Annotated in this window: 1 protein-coding gene; it reads right to left on the reverse strand. The window is 43.8% G+C overall.

Annotation, left to right across the window (positions count from 1 at the left end; all coding sequences use genetic code 11):
- A partial coding sequence (locus SKC36_RS12255) for an invasin domain 3-containing protein (protein ID WP_459466068.1) occupies positions 1-19,766 on the reverse strand: 19,766 nt, incomplete at both ends.

Consider the following 19,766-nt stretch of genomic DNA (forward strand, 5'->3'; position numbering starts at 1 on the left):
GATTTGTGGACTTGTTAAACTAACTGCCAATTTAGCGAAGCTAGCTGGTGATACAGTAACCGATAAACGATCTGCTCCTGAAGATGAAATGCTTCCATCTGTTCCCGAAATAGTAGCCGATTCCGCTTTGTATAAGGTCATCGAGGCTGTGGCTACTCCATTGGTAAAGTTAAGATTCGTAATTGAACCAAAATCCGTCGATGCTACCCTTGGTGATGGGTTTGGACTAGTAGTATTACTTGCTCCTGAGAATGTAATAGTGCGAATACCGTTATAACCAGCAGCCGTGTTGCCACTAGCGTCTTTGGCGGTTATTGTGATCGTTTGAGCCACGCCAGCTGTTTGTGTACCTGTACCCGTAATAACCAACTTAGTGGCCGCGCCTGAATTGATCGTAATCGTGGAGCTAGTTACCCCAGTTCCTGTAGCTGGAGTAAAGGTAAAGGTTCCTGTTCCTGAGGTTCCAGTAAAGGTCAATTTTGTTGTCAAATTTGCTACTCCATTCACGAATTCACCAGCTCCTTGAATAACATCGCCCCCTGTAAATCCTGTGATAGTACCTGTTAGGCTCGTAGTTACAGTAACGTTATTTGTTGCGGCATTGAAGGTCGTAACTGTATTACCATAAGCATCTTGCGCTGTCAACTCATTGGTGCCTAAAAATGCTGTTCCAGAAACTTGAGGACTCTCTAAACTCACTACGAGTTTAGAGAAGGCGGCAGCAGAAACAGAAACGGACAATCTATCCGATCCTGCTGTAGTAATTGAACCTTGAGTTGCCACAATGTTGGCTGATTCTACTTTATACAAAGCCAAAGCCGCTGTAGCTACCCCATTTGTAAAAGTTAAAGAAGTCGCGGTTCCAAAGTCAGTGCTCGCCACTGTTGGTGCAGTCGAAGGATTAGTGGAACTAGCTGCTCCAGAGAAGGTAACAGATTTACTTCCGGCATATCCTATTGCCGTATTACCCGAAATATCTTTGGCTGTAATCGTTATTGTTTGACTACCACCCGCTGTTTGTGTGGAATTACCTGTCACCACAAATTTCGTTGCGGTACCCGGACTGATGGTAATACTTTCACTTGTTACAGCAGTTCCGCTAGCTGGGGTAAAGGTAAAGGTTCCTGCTCCTGAGGTTCCAGTAAATTTCATCCCTAAGCTAGTTAAGTTCGCTACTCCACTAGTGAAGTCGCCCGCTTGATTTAATACATGATTTCCTCCGGAACCTAAACCACTAATGGTTCCTGTCAAGGTAGTACTTACAGTTACATTATTATCAGCTGCACTGAAAGTTGGAACCGTATTTCCATAGGCATCTTGAGCCGTTAAGGTATTAGTGCCTGTAAAGGCAGTATCATTAATTTGTGGACTCAACATGCTTACAGCCAATTTGCTAAAGCTGGTTGGAGAAACCACGACAGTTAAACGGTCCGCTCCTGCCGAAGAAATAGTACCGTCTGTTCCTGAAATAGTTGCTGTTTCAGCTTTAAATAAGCTCATAGAAGCAGTAGCTACACCGTTGGTAAAGGTCAAACTGGTCGATGTTCCAAAGTTTGTACTTGCCACCGTAGGGGCAGTAACAGGACTTGACGAACTTGCAGCACCTGAGAAGGTAATGGAGTGAGCTCCTGTATAAGAAGTCGCGGTATTTCCATTGGCATCTTTGGCAGTGATCGTAATGGTTTGGGATCCACCAGCTGTTTGGGTTCCTGCTCCTGTTATTACCAGTTTGCTAGCTGCACCAGATTCAAAAGTGATGGTGGATTGAGTCTGAGAACCTCCCCCATTTTTCACGGCAATCCCTCCAATAGTAGCCACATAAACTCCTGTACCAGCGGTGGTCGTAGATGTGACAGTAGCTGTATAAGTACCATTTCCAACATTCGTAACCGAACTAATGCTTCCTAAACCAGATAGTTTAGTAATCGCCACGGTAGCCCCTCCTACTCCAATATTATTTCCATTGGCATCTTTGGCAGTAACAACTAATTCCTGGGTCGTTACACCATCTGCTGCGATGCTGGCTGTGCTAGGTAATAAGGTAGAGATAGCAGCATCAATAGCTCCTGGCACATAAGTAATAGTAGCTTCTGTTTGAACACCAGAACCACTTTTTACAGCTATTCCCCCAATAGTAGCAACAAATACCCCAGAACCTGATGCACTAGGTGCTGTGACCGTGGCGGTGTATGTTCCATTTCCTGCATCATTGACAGTACCAATAGTTCCTGTACCAGAAAGTTTAGTTATGGCTACGCTTAATCCTCCTCCAGTTAAATTATTTCCAAATTCATCTTTGGCTCTAACGGTTAATAGCTGTGTACTTGCGCCATCTGCTGTAATGCTAGCAGTGGTCGGTAATAAGGTAGACACAGCAGGATCCACACTGGCTGGATTGACTGAAATATTATCAGAGGCATCTAAAATTCCAGTGGCACCATTGGCGCTTGGAGTGGCCTCAGAAACCGTTACTGTGTAATTTCCGGCAAGAGTATTTCTAAACCAGAAATTAGCCGTAGAGTCTCCATCTGCGATAGTAACCGAAGTAATGATACTTCCATTGTTAGCAGTACTATGGAAGGTTCCACCCGTACTGTATAGGTAGACAGTTTGTGCACCAATGGTATTGGATAAATTGGCTACATCACGACGAGAAACGGTATACGCAGCTCTAGTACCGGCAGCAATATCAGCTGGGGCATTTAAGACAAACTTGGTAGTTCCGGCAGTTTCACCAGCATAAAAATCACCCAATGAAGTAAATCCTGAACTTTGTACCGAAGTTCCCGTTCTGGTTCCAGCATTGCCAATCGACCATACATCTGCTAATTTCTTTCTTACAATTAATGCTGCTGTATTGGCGCTTCCTTGAATATCTCCTGCTACATAATTCAGTGTAGCATCCATAGAGGTATAGGTACCAGAAGTATTATCTAGGTCATTAATTGTCCAATAACGGTTGATGTATTTGGATTGACTAATACCTGATGAAACGGCTGGTGCTGCTCCTGGAACAGTCGTAGAAGTGGTAATGGTTAGATTTCCTGATCTACCAGCAAACGATAAGCTTAATGGTGCATAATTGCCCGAATCTCCAATTGGGAAATTCACCGTACTGGAGTTTTGAGGAATGCCTCTAGCTAATTTGCCCTGAACATACCTAGAACTACTTGCGCCCGAAATGCTCGCACCGCTAGATAAGGTTAAGGTATTGGCTCCATTAGTAACTACTTTTCCATTTTGGAATTCCAAAGTTCCATTGATTAATACATCAGAATCCAAGGCAATTCCGGATGAAGTATTAACGGTTAAATTACCTAATTGACGCGAGCCTGATTTGAATGTCAAGGTTGGAGTTCCAGAAGTGGTATTAACCACCAAATTAGAACTTGAACTACCTAGTAGATTTCCTGTGATGCTTGACACAGATCCATTCAAAGTCAATGTATTGCTACCAATAGCTAAATCTCCACTAGCCAGATTAAAGTTTTGTGACACACTTATATTTCCATGCAAAGTTTGAGTCACTGCCTGAGAAGGGTTATTCCATTCCACATTCATGAAACTTTGATCCAAACCTCCTGTCAATGCCGTAGAAGTAATACCAGTCACTTTCAATAAGGCATTGGTACTAGCGCCTGCATTACTTAACCAAGTAGATGCTGGAATAACTCCACCATTTCTAGCATGTTCATAAGTACCACCATGGAATACTAATAACTCCGTGGATAATTCATTGACAAAGGTTCCTCCTGTGTTTTTGAATGTTCCGTGGGTGTGAATATTATATTCTGCAGCTGGGTTAGATGCATGTTTTAACGTTAACGTACTACCTGATGGTAAATCAAATACTCCGTCAATGATTAAACTATATAATTCAATATTGGTATTTAACGTAGTAGTAATTCCAGATGGAATTTTAACAATATCATACTCACCTTGTGAAGTTTGTGTTGGAGCAGAACTTGCTCCAAATGTATTTCCACCATCGGTAGAAACCTCCCAACCAACTGCCGTCCAGTTACCACTAGAGGTTGGTTGGTAAATTGCCCCTTCTGTAATGGTAAATGATCCCGTTGAACTAGCTGTTAAGCTCATTCCAGAGATAGCGGTGGTAGTTACAATGGCATTATTATTGTAAGTATAAGATGGTGCATTTCTAGTTGATTCCGTAAATCTCAAATAATCAATCAAGAATGAACTACTTCCTGCATTGATGGTTACCGTTACTGGGTTGGCCAACAATACGCCTCCAGCCGTGGTACGAACTAATTTATCTGTTTTATCTACACCACCAATGCTTAAGCCTAGTTGCAAGGTTGTATTTGAACTGACATTCACTTGGTTACCATATGGATCTTGTACCAATGCATTTAAGGTCACGTTATTAGATCCCATGGTTGGATAAGCTGGCGATAAGGCGGTAGCTACCAATTTAGAAGCTGTAGTTCCACTTACGGAAACACTTAATTTATCCTCTGTGGCAGAAGAACTTACACTTCCATCAGTCACGGAAATTAAAGCTGATTCTGATTTGTATAATACCATAGAAGCCGTTCCAACTCCATTGGTAAAGGTTACCAGGGTACTAGAATCTAAATTAATGGCCGACGAATTTTTATTCGTTACCGTTGGTGCGGTTACAGGGTTGGTTGAGCTATTTGCCCCCGAGAAGGTTAAAGTCTTATCTCCTGTATAACCTGTCACAGTGTTTCCATTTCCGTCTTTCGCAGTAATAGTAATGGTTTGAGCAACTCCAGCGGTTTGAGAAGCAGAGCCAGTAATAACCAATTTACTTACCGAACCTGCACCAATGGTGACATTTGAACTAGTCACCGCCGTACCTGAAGCTGGTGTGAACGTGAAGGTACCAGTTCCGGCATTTCCAGTAAAGGTTAATCCTGCAATGGATGAAACTCCATTGGTGAAATCACTAGCATTATTTAATTTATTAGTCCCCGTTAAACCACTTATGGTTCCGGTCAAACTAGAAGTAACAGTAATGTTATTGGTAGCGGCATTAAATCCTGTTGCCACGTTACCCCATGTATCGTAAGCGGTTAAGGTATTGGTTCCTGTAAAGGATTGTCCACTCGTTTGTGGACTTGTTAGGCTCACTGTAAATTTCGCTCCTACACTTGGGCTAACTGCCACAGACAAACGATCTCCACCTGAAGAAGCTGTAATGCCTGTTGCACTAGATGTAATCAAGGCAGATTCAACATGGTACAAGGTCATACTTCCCGTAGCAACACCCGCCGTAAAGGTCATGGTGGTAGCTGTACCCAAATTAACTGCGGCTGCCGTTTTATCAGTCACGGTAGGGGCTGTAACTGGATTTGTAGATGAATTCGCCCCGCCAAAAGTAATGGCATGATCTCCTGTGTAGGTACTTACTGTATTTCCTGAAGCATCTTTTGCCGTTATTGTTATCGTTTGAGGACTACCGGCGGTCTGGGTTCCTGAACCTGTTACCACCAAGCGCGTGGCAGTACCCGCTCCTATGGTTACATTTCCACTGGTTACAGGTGTACCCGAGGCTGGAGTAAAGGTGAAAGTCCCCGTTCCTGCCGTACCTGTAAAAATTAATCTACCCGATAAATTAGCAATACCCGAAGTAAAGTCAGCAGCATTGTTCAATACATTGGAACCATTTAATCCTGATATCGTACCTGTTAATGAAGATGTTACTGTGATGGCATTGCTAGCAGCATTAAAGCTAGTTGCCACGTTTCCATAGGCATCATAGGCCGTCAAGGTATCTAGTCCTGTGAAAGCAACACCCGAATTTTGAGGGCTAGCTAAACCTACTGTAAACTTAGTAGCTACACCATGACTTACCGCCACCGTCAATCTGTCTCCACCCGTAGAAGCATTGATTCCTGATGCACTAGCAGCAATGTTGGCTGTCTCTGCTTTATATAATTTCAAATCTGCCGTAGCAACACCGTTGGTAAAGGTGATGGTAGTAGCTGTACCAAAATCCACAGAAGCACTTCCATTATCTGTTGCATTAGGTGCTGTTACCGGATTAGGCGACGAATTAGCTCCTGAGAAGGTAATGGCCTTGTTTCCAGTATAGGTAGTGGCAGTATTCCCATTGGCATCCTTAGCCGTGATGGTCATCGTTTGGGTGGCCCCTGCTACTTGGGTGCCTGTACCCGTAATAACAAATTTAGTAGCCGCTCCAGAACCAATGGTTACATTGGAGCTGGTTACTGCTGAACCAGTGTTTGGCGTAAAGGTAAATGTACCCGTGCCTACCGTACCTGAGAAAATTAAATTTGAACTTAAGTTGGCAACACCCGCTGTAAAATCAGCTGCATTGTTTAAAATATTAGTTCCAGACAATCCACTAATGGTACCCGTTAAAGTGGTGGTAACCGTTATTGGATTGGTAGATGCATTGTATGATGAAGTATTACCATAAGCATCTTGAGCCGTCAAGGTATTCGTTCCTGTAAAGGCTACCCCATTGGTCTGAGGGCTCGTTAAGCTCACCACAAATTTATTGAAACTAGCCGCAGAAACCACGACAGACAAACGATCCGAACCTGTGGTTGTTATGGCTCCTTGAGTAGCTACTAATTGACTTGTTTCCGCTTTATACGGAATGAATGTTGCAATACCCACACCATTGGTAAATGAAATGTTGGTTGCAGTTCCAAAATTAGTCCCCGCCATGGTAGGAACCGTAACAGGACTTGAAGAACTATTGGCCCCGCTAAAGGTTAAACTCTTGGTTCCTGTATAGCTAGTGGCAGTATTACCACTCGCATCTTTGGCGGTAATGGTAATGCTTTGATCGACACCAGCAACCTGAGAAGCATTTCCTGTAATGACAAATTTGGTGGCTTCTCCTGGGTTGATCACCATATTGGCTGAACCCGTAGCACCACCTGTGGTAGAACTAAAGGTAATTGTACCCGAACCAGAAGTTCCTGTATAAATTAACTTATTACTTACATCAGCAACTCCATTGACAAAATCTAAATTACTTGATAGTTTATTAACACCAGATAATCCTGTGATACTTCCACCTAAACTTGAGGAGACATTCACATTATTGCTAGATGCGTCAAAGTTTAAAACGGTATTACCATAAGCATCTTGAGCTATCACGTTATTCACACTCGTAAAAGCTAATCCACTTGTTTGCGGGCTAGTAAAGTCTAATTCAAATTTACTTATGATGTCATGAACCACAGTAACTGCTAAACGATCTCCACCCGAGGAAGCAATGCTACCATCATTGGCAACGATGTTCACGGAAGCAGCTTCATATAAAATCATATTAGGTGTTGCAACACCATTGGTGAATGTCACATTGGTACTGTTTCCAAAATCAACACCCGCTACTGATGGGGCTGTTGCTGGGTTATGCGAAACACCTGCTCCAGAAAAAGTCAAGGCTTTTACTCCAGTATAAGTAGTTACGGTATTTCCTTGTGCATCTTTGGCAGTGATGGTAATTGCATGTCTGGTTCCAGCTGTAATTGGACTAGGTCCTGTAATGACTAATCGCGTAGCGGCACCTGCATTGATTGTCACATTGCCACTAGTTCCTGTAGCTCCACCTGTGGCAGAGGCAAAACTGAAAGTACCCGTACCAGCAGTACCCGTAAACTTCAGGCCTAAACTAGTTAAGTTAGCCACTCCATTCAAGAAATCACCAGCTTGATTTAATACATGGTTATTTCCAGAACCTAAACCAGTAATGGTACCGGTCAAAGTACTTGTTACCGTTACGTTATTAGCATTAGCAGCAAAAGAGGTAACCGTATTACCATAAGCATCCTGGGCCGTTAAGGTATTGGTGCCTGTAAAGGCTACTCCATTACTTTGAGGACTAGCTAAATTTGCCACAAACTTGTTCAGTGTACTAGCTGAAACCGTTACTGCTAAACGATCCGCTCCGGAAGTAGTGATCGCTCCTTGGGTGGCCACTAACTGGGCTGTTTCTGCTTGATATAATTTAACCAAAGCCGTTCCTACCCCACTACTGAAATTGATGACCGTAGCGGTACCAAAATCAATATCCGAATTATCTTTATCGCGGGCAGTTGGAGCTGTACTTGGGTTAGTAGAACTTGTAGCACCCGAGAACACAATGGACTTATCTCCGCTGTAAGTAGTGGCTGTATTTCCACTAGCATCTTTCGCAGTTATGGTTACAAGCTGATTACCTCCTGCCGTTAAAGTTCCAGTTCCCGTTACCACAAACTTGGTCGCCGGTCCTGCGTTTATAGTAATATTTGAACTGGTAACTGACTTGGGAGTACCATCTAATGTAAAGGAAAAAGTCAAGGTTCCAACTCCTGCAGTTCCCGTGAAAGTCAAACCTAAGCTACCTAAATCTGCAACCCCATTTACAAAATCATTTGATCTATATAATTGATTTTGTGTTGAACGCAACATTCCAAGGTACTTGACCTCCCCAGTTAAGTTAGTTGTAACATTTATATTGTTTTGACTTGCATCAAAATCGGTTATTGTATTTCCATACATATCCGTCGCAGTTAACGTATTAATTCCTGTAAAAGCCGTCCCAACTACTTGCGGACTAGTTAAATTGAGAATTAATGTGTTGAAACTTTCAGGTAAAACGGTAATTGAATAACGATCCGCCCCTGAAGCAGATATCGTTCCATCTGTAACAGCAATAAGAGCGGTTTCTGCTTTAGGTAAAAATAGGCTAGTTGTTGCAACTCCATTCGTAAAATTAACACTTGTGGCTGTACCTAAGTTTGCTTCATTGGCCTGAGGTACATCATTAGTTAATAAAGGATTATTGGCACCGGAGAAAGTAAGCGTATGATTACCCGTATACCCTGTAGCCGTATTGCCCTGCGAGTCTTTAGCTGTAATTGTAATAACTGGATTTTCAGCGGCTAAAGTCTCTGAAACATTACCCGTAATCACAAATTTAACCGCAGCACCTGCACTGATGCTAACAGTACCACTCGTGGCTGCTGTTCCTGTAGCCGGGGTGAACGTGAAGGTTCCATTGCCAGAGGTCCCAGTAAACTTCAATCCTAAGCTGGTCAAATTGGCTACCCCATTTACAAAGTCGCCCGCATTGTTCAAAATATTGGTACCGGATAATCCTGTAATAGCTCCAGTAAGGCTACTAGTAACGGTTACATTATTGGCACTGGCATCAAAACTAGGCACGGTATTGCCATAAGCATCTTGTCCTGTTAAGGTATTCGTACCGGTAAAGGTTATTCCCGTGGTTTGTGGGCTAGCTAAGCTAACGGCTAATTTACTGTAAGCGGCTGGACTAACTACAACCGATAAACGATCCACTCCCGATGTTGTAACAGCTCCTTGGGTAGCTACTAATTGGGCGGTTTCTGCTTTGTATAATTTTACTAAAGCGGTTCCTACTCCATTGCTGAAGTTGATGGTAGTCGCTGTACCAAAATTAATGTCAACATTGTCTTTATCTCTTGCTGTGGCAGCTGTATTAGGGTTAGTCGAGTTGTTGGCCCCAGAGAAAGTAATCGACTTATCTCCTGTATACCCTGTAGCTGTATTTCCACTAGCATCCTTGGCCGTTATTGTGACTGTCTGATTTCCTCCGGCGGTCAATGTACCCGTTCCCGTCAAGATAAATTTCGTAGCTGCCCCTGGGTTAATCGTTACACTAGAACTAGTAATAGCCGTTCCACTGGCAGGGGTGAAAGTAAATGTACCCGTTCCTGAAGTACCCGTAAAGGTCAGTCCTAAGCTGGTTAAATTAGCTACGCCATTCGTAAAGTCGCCTGCACTGGATAATTTATTGGTTCCTGATAATCCACTGATAGCTCCTGTTAAGGTAGTCGTAACGGTGATATTATTGGCTGAAGCATTGAAGCTATTGATGGGGTTACCATAAGCATCCTGAGCTGTTAGGGTATTAGTACCCGTAAAGGCTGAACCATTGACTTGCGGACTAGCAAGGCTAATGGCCAATTTATTAAAGCTGGCTTCTGAAACTGTTACCGTTAATCGATCAGCACCAGCAGCTTCCAAGCTACCATCACTCGCTGCAATGTTCGCTGTTTCCGCTTTGTATAATGACATAGAAGCAGTAGCCACACCATTGGAGAAGCTAAGACTAACACCTGTTCCTAGGTTAGTTCCACCTATGGTCGGAACAGTAACTGGGCTACTAGAACTATTGGCACCAGAGAAAGTAATGGTATGTGCTCCTGTATATCCTGTTGCTGTATTTCCTTGAGCATCTTTAGCCGTGATGGAAATAGTTTGTGAGGTACCAGCCGTTTGCGAACCTGTACCCGTAATGACAAATTTAATGGCTGTTCCTGCACTGATATTCACCGATCCACTGGTCGCGGCAGTACCTGTCTGAGGAGTGAAAGTAAAGGTTCCCGTGCCAACAGTTCCAGTAAATTTCATTCCTAAACTAGTCAAATTAGCAACTCCATTCACGAAGTCACCTGCTTGATTTAAGACATGATTATTACCTGAACCTAACCCGGAAATTGTACCTGTCAAGGTAGTGCTAACGGTCACATTATTTGTATTTGCCGAAAATGTAGTTACGGTATTTCCATAAGCATCTTCTGCTTCCACGGTATTAGTTCCGGTGAAAGCCACCCCATTAATTTGAGGAGTAGCTATACTCGCAGTTAATTTGGCATAAGCGGCATGACTAACTGTAACGGTTAATCGATTCCCGCCAAGAGAAGATATACTTCCGTCACTTGCTGCCACATTGGCTGTTTCAGCCTTGTATAAGATCATGCTAGCAGTTGCCACACCATTGCTAAAGTTCAATACCATTTCAGTTCCAAAATTCGTTCCTCCTACGGTTGGCGTAGTGGCTGGACTTGGTGAAACAGTAGCACCAGAGAAGGTTATGTTGTGATTACCAGTATATCCAGTTACTATATTATTGCTAGTATCTTTGACGGTTACCGTAATGGTCTGAGCAACACCTGCTGTTTGGGTAGCATTACCAGTCACCACTAATTTAACGGCTACACCAGCGTTTAAAGTAACATTAGCACTAGTAACCGCAGTACCAGTGGCTGGGCTGAAGGTAAATGTCCCAGTTCCAGAAGTTCCAGTAAACGTCAAGTGATTGGATAAATCAGCGACACCATTAACAAATCGGTCGTTATTTATCAAAACATTTCCACCTGAAAATCCTGAAATGGTTCCAGTCAAACTGCTTGTTATTGTAATATTATTTTGTAATGCATCAAATGAGGTAAATGTATTACCATAAGCATCTTGGGCGGTTAAGGTATTGGTTCCTGTAAAGGCTGTTGCGTTAATTTGTGGACTAGCTAAACTAACTGCCATTTTAGTAAAACTAGATTCAGAAACAGTGACCGATAAACGATCTAATCCAGATGAAGAAATAGAAGCATCTGTCACAGAAATGGTGGCATTTTCAGCTTTGTATAATTTCATATTAGCCGTGGCCACACCATTGGTAAATGTTACTACGGTAGCCGAACCGAAATTCACGTCAACCGCATTTTTATTGGCAACAGTTGGTGCTGTCACCGGACTTGATGAACTAGCAGCCCCAGAGAAGGTCAATGATTTATCTCCTGAATAAGTTAAAACAGTATTTCCGCTTAGGTCTTTAGCAGTCAAAGTTATCAACTGGGTTCCTCCTGCTGTTTGAGAACCTGAACCGGTAATTACTAATTTGGTAGCAGTTCCAGCCACAATATCTCCATTAGCTGAACCTGTTTTACCAGAGGCCGAGGTGAAGGTAACTGAACCTGTACCAACTGCCCCTGTATAGGTAAATTGACCCGTTACATTGGCCACACCATTCACGAAATCACTTGCGTTATTCAACACATTACCGCCTGACAAACCAGAAATGGTTCCTGTTAATGTAGTAGTAGCTGTTAAATTATCGGTAGAAGCATTGAAGCTCGTTACCGTATTTCCATAAGCATCTTGGGCAGTTACGGTATTTGTACCAGTAAAGGCTACACCATTACTTTGTGGAGAAGTAAATGCCAAAGCAAACTTATCTAAAGTACTTGGAGAAACCGTCACCGCCAGGCTTCCACCAGTATTGGAATTAATACTTCCATCACTCGCATTCACCGTGGCTGATTCTGCTTTGTACAAAATCATGCTGGCTGAGGCCACACCCGCTGTAAAGGTCATGCTAGTCCCTGTACCAAAGTTCGTACCTGCCACCGTTGGTGTCGTCGCTGGACTCGGTGAAGCATTCGCTCCTGAGAACGTAATCGTTTTAGCTCCTACATAGCCAGTTACCGTGTTTCCACTCGCATCTTTCGCTGTCACTGTTACTGTCTGACTTCCTCCTGCCGTTTGAGTACCCGTTCCTGTAACGACTAATTTCGTAGCTGCTCCCGGATTAACCGTTACGCTAGAACTTATCGCCGCTGTTCCGGTTGCGGGAGTAAAGGTAAATGTACCAGAACCCGTAGTTCCTGTGAACTTCAAGCCTAAGCTAGTCAGGTTCGCTACCCCACTCGTGAAGTCACCTGCTTGGTTCAGCACATGATTTACTCCAGATCCTAAACCTGAAATAGTTCCTGTCAGGCTACTTGTAACAGTCACATTATTCGTATTGGCCGCAAACGTAGTTACCGTATTACCATAAGCATCTTGGGCCGTTAAGGTATTCGTACCTGTAAAGGCTGTTCCATTAATTTGTGGACTTGTTAAGCTAACTACTAACTTAGAGAAGCTAGCCGGACTAACCGTTACGTTCAAGGTTCCTCCCGTGTTCGAGTTAATCGTTCCATCACTCGCATTCACCGTAGCCGATTCTGCTTGGTACAATATCATCGTCGCTGAGGCCACACCCGCTGTAAAGGTCATGCTCGTTCCGGTACCAAAGTTCGTACCAGCTACCGTTGGTGCGGTAACAGGATTAATGGAACTGGCAGCGCCTGAGAAGGTAATGGTTTTAGCTCCCGAATAAGTCGTTACTGTATTGCCACTCGCATCTTTGGCGGTTACTGTTACTGTCTGACTTCCGCCTGCTGTCTGAGTGCCCGTTCCAGTAACTACTAATTTAGTAGCTGCTCCTGGGTTAACGGTGACACTTGAACTGGTAATCGCTGTTCCTGTAGCTGGAGTGAAAGTAAAGGTTCCATCTCCTGAGGTTCCGGTGAACTTCAAGCCTAGGCTAGTTAAGTTGGCTACTCCACTAGTAAAGTCTAATACATTATTTAAAATGTTGGTTCCAGATAATCCGGTAATGGCACCCGTTAAACTAGTACTCACGGTGATATTATTGGTAGCGGCGCTAAACGTGGTAACCGTATTACCATAGTCATCTTGTGCCGTTAAGGTATTCGTTCCTGTAAAGGCTGTTCCATTGATCTGCGGACTTGTTAGGCTAACAGCCAGCTTAGAGAAGCTAGCAGGACTAACTGTCACGTTCAAGGTTCCACCGGTGTTTGAGTTAATTGTGCCATCGGTCGCATTCACTGTAGCAGATTCTGCTTTATACAAAATCATGGTCGCTGAGGCCACACCCGCTGTAAAGGTCATGCTCGTTCCTGTTCCAAAGTTCGTACCAGCTACCGTTGGATTGGTGGCAGGGTTACCCGAAGCTAATGCGCCAGAGAAAGTAATATTTTTAGCTCCAGTGTAGCCTGTGACCGTGTTTCCACTCGCATCTTTCGCTGTCACTGTTACCGTCTGAGAGCCTCCTGCTGTCTGAGTTCCCGTTCCTGTAACCACTAATTTTGTAGCAGCTCCTGGGTTAATGGTCACTACATCATTTCCTGTAAATCCACCCGTAGCAGAAGTAAAAGTAAACGTTCCTGACCCGATTAGTCCCGTGTAAGTAATTCCTAAACTACTTAGATTGGCTACCCCATTGACAAAGTCAGCTGCTTGATTTAATACATTATTGGCTCCAGATCCTAAACCACTTACTACTCCACCTAAGGAATTAGTAACCGTTACGGCATTGCTGCTAGCATTATAATTTACTGTATTACCGTAGGTATCTTGGGCAGTCAAAGTATTTGTTCCCGTCCAAGCTACTCCATTGTTTTGTGGAGAACTTAAATCTGCGGTGAATTTAGCCAATGTACTTGGACTAACTGTTACAGATAAACGATCTCCTCCAGTAGATGAGATACTTCCATCGGTGGCTGAAATAGTTGCCGACTCAGCGGCATATAAAATCATGGTTCCAGAAGCGACACCAGCCGTAAAGTTCAAGCTAGCCTCCGTTCCAAAATTTGTTCCTGCAAATGTCGGTTCAGTACTTGGAATTGGAGATAAATTGGCTCCAGATATAGTGATATTTTTATTTCCTGTGTAGGTGCTTACTGTATTACCACTAGCATCTTTAGCCGTAATAGTCAAAGTTTGTGAACCTCCAGCTGTTTGAGTACCTGTTCCCGTTAATACCAATCTAGTAGCTGCACCGGGATTAATGGTAACACTTGAACTAGTAACTGCTGATCCGGTAGCTGGAGTAAAGGTAAATGTACCTGAACCCGAGGTTCCTGTGAACTTCAAGCCTAGACTGGTTAAGTTAGCCACTCCACTGGTGAAATTACCCACTTGATTTAGCACATTGTTAACACCACTTCCTAAACCACTGATAGTACCGGTTAATGTACTAGTAACGGTGACATTGGTTGTTGCTGCACTAAATGAAGTGACTGTATTTCCATAAGCATCTTGTGCGGTTAAGGTATTCGTTCCTGTAAAGGCCGTTCCATTGGTTTGTGGACTCGTTAAGCTGACAGCCAACTTAGAGAATACAGCCGGACTAACTGCCACATTCAATGTTCCTCCAGTAGTTGAATTAATTGCTCCATCACTAACATTGACGGTAGCAGATTCAGCCTTATATAAAACCATGGAAGCCGTAGCCACACCATCTGTGAAAGTTAAATTAGTGGTCGAACCAAAATCCGTACCTGCAACAGTAGGATTTGTAGCTGGACTTGAAGAACTAGCAGCTCCTGAGAAAGTCAATGCTTTAGAACCTGTATAGCCCGTCGCAACATTCCCACTCACATCTTTTGCGGTAATGGTTATGGTTTGTGCACCTCCTGCTGTCTGTGTACCTGAACCAGTAATTTCCAATTTAGTGGCTGCGCCAGGTAAAATGGTCACATTACTGCTGGTAATACCTGTTCCGGAAGCTGGAGTAAAGGTAAAGGTACCCGTTCCCACTTCTCCAGTATAAGTCATTTTGGTCGAAACGCTAGCCGAACCATTAACAAAAGCACCTGCTGCGGTTAATACGTTTACTCCTGTGAAACCCGTAATTACCCCGTTCAAACTTGTCGTAACAGTGATATGATTTTGAGATACATCAAAATTGGTAATTAAGTTACCATAAGCATCATACGCAAATACATCATTGGTTCCAGTAAATGCCACACCGTTTGTCTGCGTGCTAGCTAAATTCACTCCAATTTTAGACATGGTAGATTCTGTCACTGTAACCGCCAGGCTTCCACCAGTATTGGAATTAATACTTCCATCACTCGCATTCACCGTGGCTGATTCTGCTTTGTACAAAATCATGCTGGCTGAGGCCACACCCGCTGTAAAGGTCATGCTCGTTCCTACACCAAAGTTTGTACCTGCCACCGTTGGTGTCGTCGCTGGACTCGGTGAAGCATTCGCTCCTGAGAACGTAATCGTTTTAGCTCCTACATAGCCAGTTACCGTGTTTCCACTCGCATCTTTCGCTGTCACTGTTACTGTCTGACTTCCTCCTGCCGTTTGAGTACCCGTTCCTGTAACGACTAATTTCGTAGCTGCTCCCGGATTAACCGTTACGCTAGAACTTATCGCCGCTGTTCCGGTTGCGGGAGTAAAGGTAAATGTACCTGAACCCGTAGTTCCTGTGAACTTCAAGCCTAAGCTTGTCAGGTTTGCCACCCCACTCGTGAAGTCTCCTGCTTGGTTCAACACATGATTTACTCCAGATCCTAAACCTGAAATAGTTCCTGTCAGGCTACTTGTAACTGTCACATTATTCGTATTGGCCGCAAACGTAGTTACCGTATTACCATAAGCATCTTGGGCCGTTAAGGTATTCGTACCTGTAAAGGCTGTTCCATTAATTTGTGGACTTGTTAAGCTAACTACTAACTTAGAGAAGCTAGCCGGACTAACCGTTACGTTCAAGGTTCCTCCCGTGTTCGAGTTAATCGTTCCATCACTCGCATTCACCGTAGCCGATTCTGCTTGGTACAATATCATCGTCGCTGAAGCCACACCCGCTGTAAAGGTCATGCTCGTTCCTGTTCCAAAGTTAGTACCAGCTACCGTTGGTGCGGTAACAGGATTAATGGAACTGGCAGCGCCTGAGAAGGTAATGGTTTTAGCTCCCGAATAAGTCGTTACTGTATTGCCACTCGCATCTTTGGCGGTTACTGTTACTGTCTGACTTCCTCCTGCTGTCTGGGTACCCGTTCCAGTAACTACTAATTTAGTAGCTGCTCCTGGGTTAACGGTGACACTTGAACTGGTAATCGCTGTTCCTGTAGCTGGAGTGAAAGTAAAGGTTCCATCTCCTGAGGTTCCGGTGAACTTCAAGCCTAGGCTAGTTAAGTTGGCTACTCCACTAGTAAAGTCTAATACATTATTTAAAATGTTGGTTCCAGATAATCCGGTAATGGCACCCGTTAAACTAGTACTCACGGTGATATTATTGGTAGCGGCGCTAAATGTGGTAACCGTATTACCATAGTCATCTTGTGCCGTTAAGGTATTCGTTCCTGTAAAGGCTGTTCCATTGATCTGCGGACTTGTTAGGCTAACAGCCAGCTTAGAGAAGCTAGCAGGACTAACTGTCACGTTCAAGGTTCCACCGGTGTTTGAGTTAATTGTGCCATCGGTCGCATTCACTGTAGCAGATTCTGCTTTATACAAAATCATGGTCGCTGAGGCCACACCTGCCGTAAAGGTCAGGCTGGTTTCAGAACCAAAGTTCGTTCCAGCTACCGTTGGATTGGTGGCAGGGTTACCCGAAGCTAATGCGCCAGAGAAAGTAATATTTTTAGCTCCGGTGTAGCCAGTTACTGTGTTTCCACTCGCATCTTTCGCTGTCACTGTTACCGTCTGAGAGCCTCCTGCTGTCTGAGTTCCCGTTCCTGTTACCACTAATTTCGTAGCAGCTCCTGGATTGATTGTCACACTAGAACTAGTCACCGCTGTACCTGTAGCTGGAGTGAATGTAAAGGTTCCTGCTCCTGCAGTTCCTGTGAAAATCATTACTCCTGCCAAATTAGAAACTCCATTGACAAAACTACCTGCAGAATTAATCACATTGGAACCTGTAAATCCAGAAATACTACCAGTTAAACTTGTAGTTATTGTGATATTGTTAGTAGCAGCACTAAAGTTAGTCACTGGATTACCATAAGCATCTTGGGCCGTTAAAGCATTCGTTCCAGAGAAAGCAATACCATTGGTTTGAGGACTTGTTAGGCTAACCGCCAATTTCGTAAAGGTGGATTCTCCCACGGTAATCGACAAACGATCAGACCCAGCAGAGAAAATACTTCCATCGGTAGCAGAAATTAATGCACTTTCAGCTTTGTATACAAGTAAATTAGCCGTTCCAACTCCATTCGTAAAGCTCACAGTGGTTCCTGTTCCAAAATTTATTCCTGCCACTGTAGGAGCTGTAACAGGGCTCGTTGAACTATTCGCACCTGAAAAAGTTAAGGTTTTATTTCCAGCATAATTAATATCCGTGTTTCCACTCAAATCTTTTGCCGTAATAGTAATTAATTGGTTTCCTCCAGCGGTTTGTGAATTATTTCCTGTAATTACCAATTTTATAGCAGCTCCTGCATTGATTAAAACAACATCACTACCCGTAATTCCTCCCGTTGCCGAAGTAAATGTATAGGTTCCCGTACCGGTAACACCCGTATACCTAATTCCTAAACTTGTTAAATCAGCTACACCGTTGACAAAATCCCCTGCTTGGTTTATTACATTATTGGATCCAGAACCCAACCCACTCACAACTCCACCAAGTGAATTGGTGACTGTGACAGCATTAGAACTAGCATTGTATGAGGTAATCGTATTTCCATAAGTATCTTGAGCCGTCAAGGTATTTGTTCCTGTCCAGTTTAATCCATTGGTCTGAGCTACAGCCAAATTTAATCCAAATTTATTAATGCTTGCTGGACTAACTGTCACATTTAAAGTTCCGCCGGTATTCGAGTTAATCGTGCCATCATTTGCATTTACCGCAGCTGATTCTGCTTTGTACAAAATCATGGTTCCTGAGGCCACACCCGCTGTAAAGGTCATGCTGGTTCCGGTACCAAAGTTCGTACCCGCTACCGTTGGTGTCGTCGCCGGACTTGGTGAAGCATTCGCTCCTGAGAAAGTAATCGTTTTAGCGCCTGTATATGTAGTAGCTGTATTGCCATTTGCATCTTGTGCAGTTACCGTAACTGTTTGAGAGCCTCCCGCAGTCTGTGTGCCTGTTCCTGTTACCACTAATTTCGTAGCGGCTCCTGCATTGATTGTTACACTTGAACTAGTCACCGCTGTTCCTGTAGCTGGAGTGAATGTAAAGGTTCCAGCACCACCGGTACCCGTATAAATCATTCCATCACTCGTTAAATTAGCTACTCCACTTGTAAAGTCTCCAGCTTGATTCAATACATTGGTTCCTCCAGATCCTAAACCCGTCACCGTTCCTCCTAAGGAATTAGTCACCGTTACATTGTTTGCAGAGGCATCAAATCCAGTAGCGGTATTACCATAAGCATCTTGTGCAGTTAAGGTATTCGTTCCTGTAAAGGCTGTGCCATTAATCTGTGGACTCGCTAAGCTTACCGCCAATTTCGTCATCGTCGATGAACCAACTGTCACATTCAAAGTTCCGCCTGTGTTCGAGTTAATTGTACCATCACTCGCATTCACCGTAGCTGATTCTGCTTTATACAAAATCATGGTTCCTGAGGCCACGCCCGCTGTAAAGGTCATACTGGTTCCGGTACCAAAGTTCGTACCCGCTACCGTTGGTGTCGTCGCTGGACTTGGTGAAGCATTCGCTCCTGAGAATGTAATTGTTTTAGCGCCTGTATACGTAGTAGCTGTATTGCCATTTGCATCTTGTGCAGTTACCGTAACTGTTTGAGATCCTCCCGCAGTCTGTGTGCCTGTTCCTGTTACCACTAATTTCGTAGCGGCTCCTGCATTGATTGTTACACTTGAACTAGTCACCGCTGTTCCTGTAGCTGGAGTGAATGTAAAGGTTCCAGCACCACCGGTACCCGTATAAATCATTCCATCACTAGTTAAATTAGCTACTCCACTTGTAAAGTCTCCAGCTTGATTCAATACATTGGTTCCTCCAGATCCTAAACCAGTCACCGTTCCTCCTAAGGAATTAGTCACCGTTACATTGTTTGCCGAGGCATCAAATCCAGTAGCAGTATTACCATAAGCATCTTGTGCAGTTAAGGTATTCGTTCCTGTAAAGGCTGTGCCATTAATCTGAGGACTAGCTAAGCTTACTGCCAATTTCGTCATCGTCGATGAACCAACTGTCACATTCAAAGTTCCGCCTGTGTTCGAGTTAATTGTACCATCACTCGCATTCACCGTAGCTGATTCTGCTTTGTACAAAATCATGCTGGCTGAGGCCACACCCGCTGTAAAGGTCATACTGGTTCCGGTACCAAAGTTCGTACCCGCTACCGTTGGTGTCGTCGCTGGACTTGGTGAAGCATTCGCTCCTGAGAATGTAATTGTTTTAGCGCCTGTATACGTAGTAGCTGTATTGCCATTTGCAT

This window comes from Aquirufa sp. OSTEICH-129A (assembly GCF_054558355.1).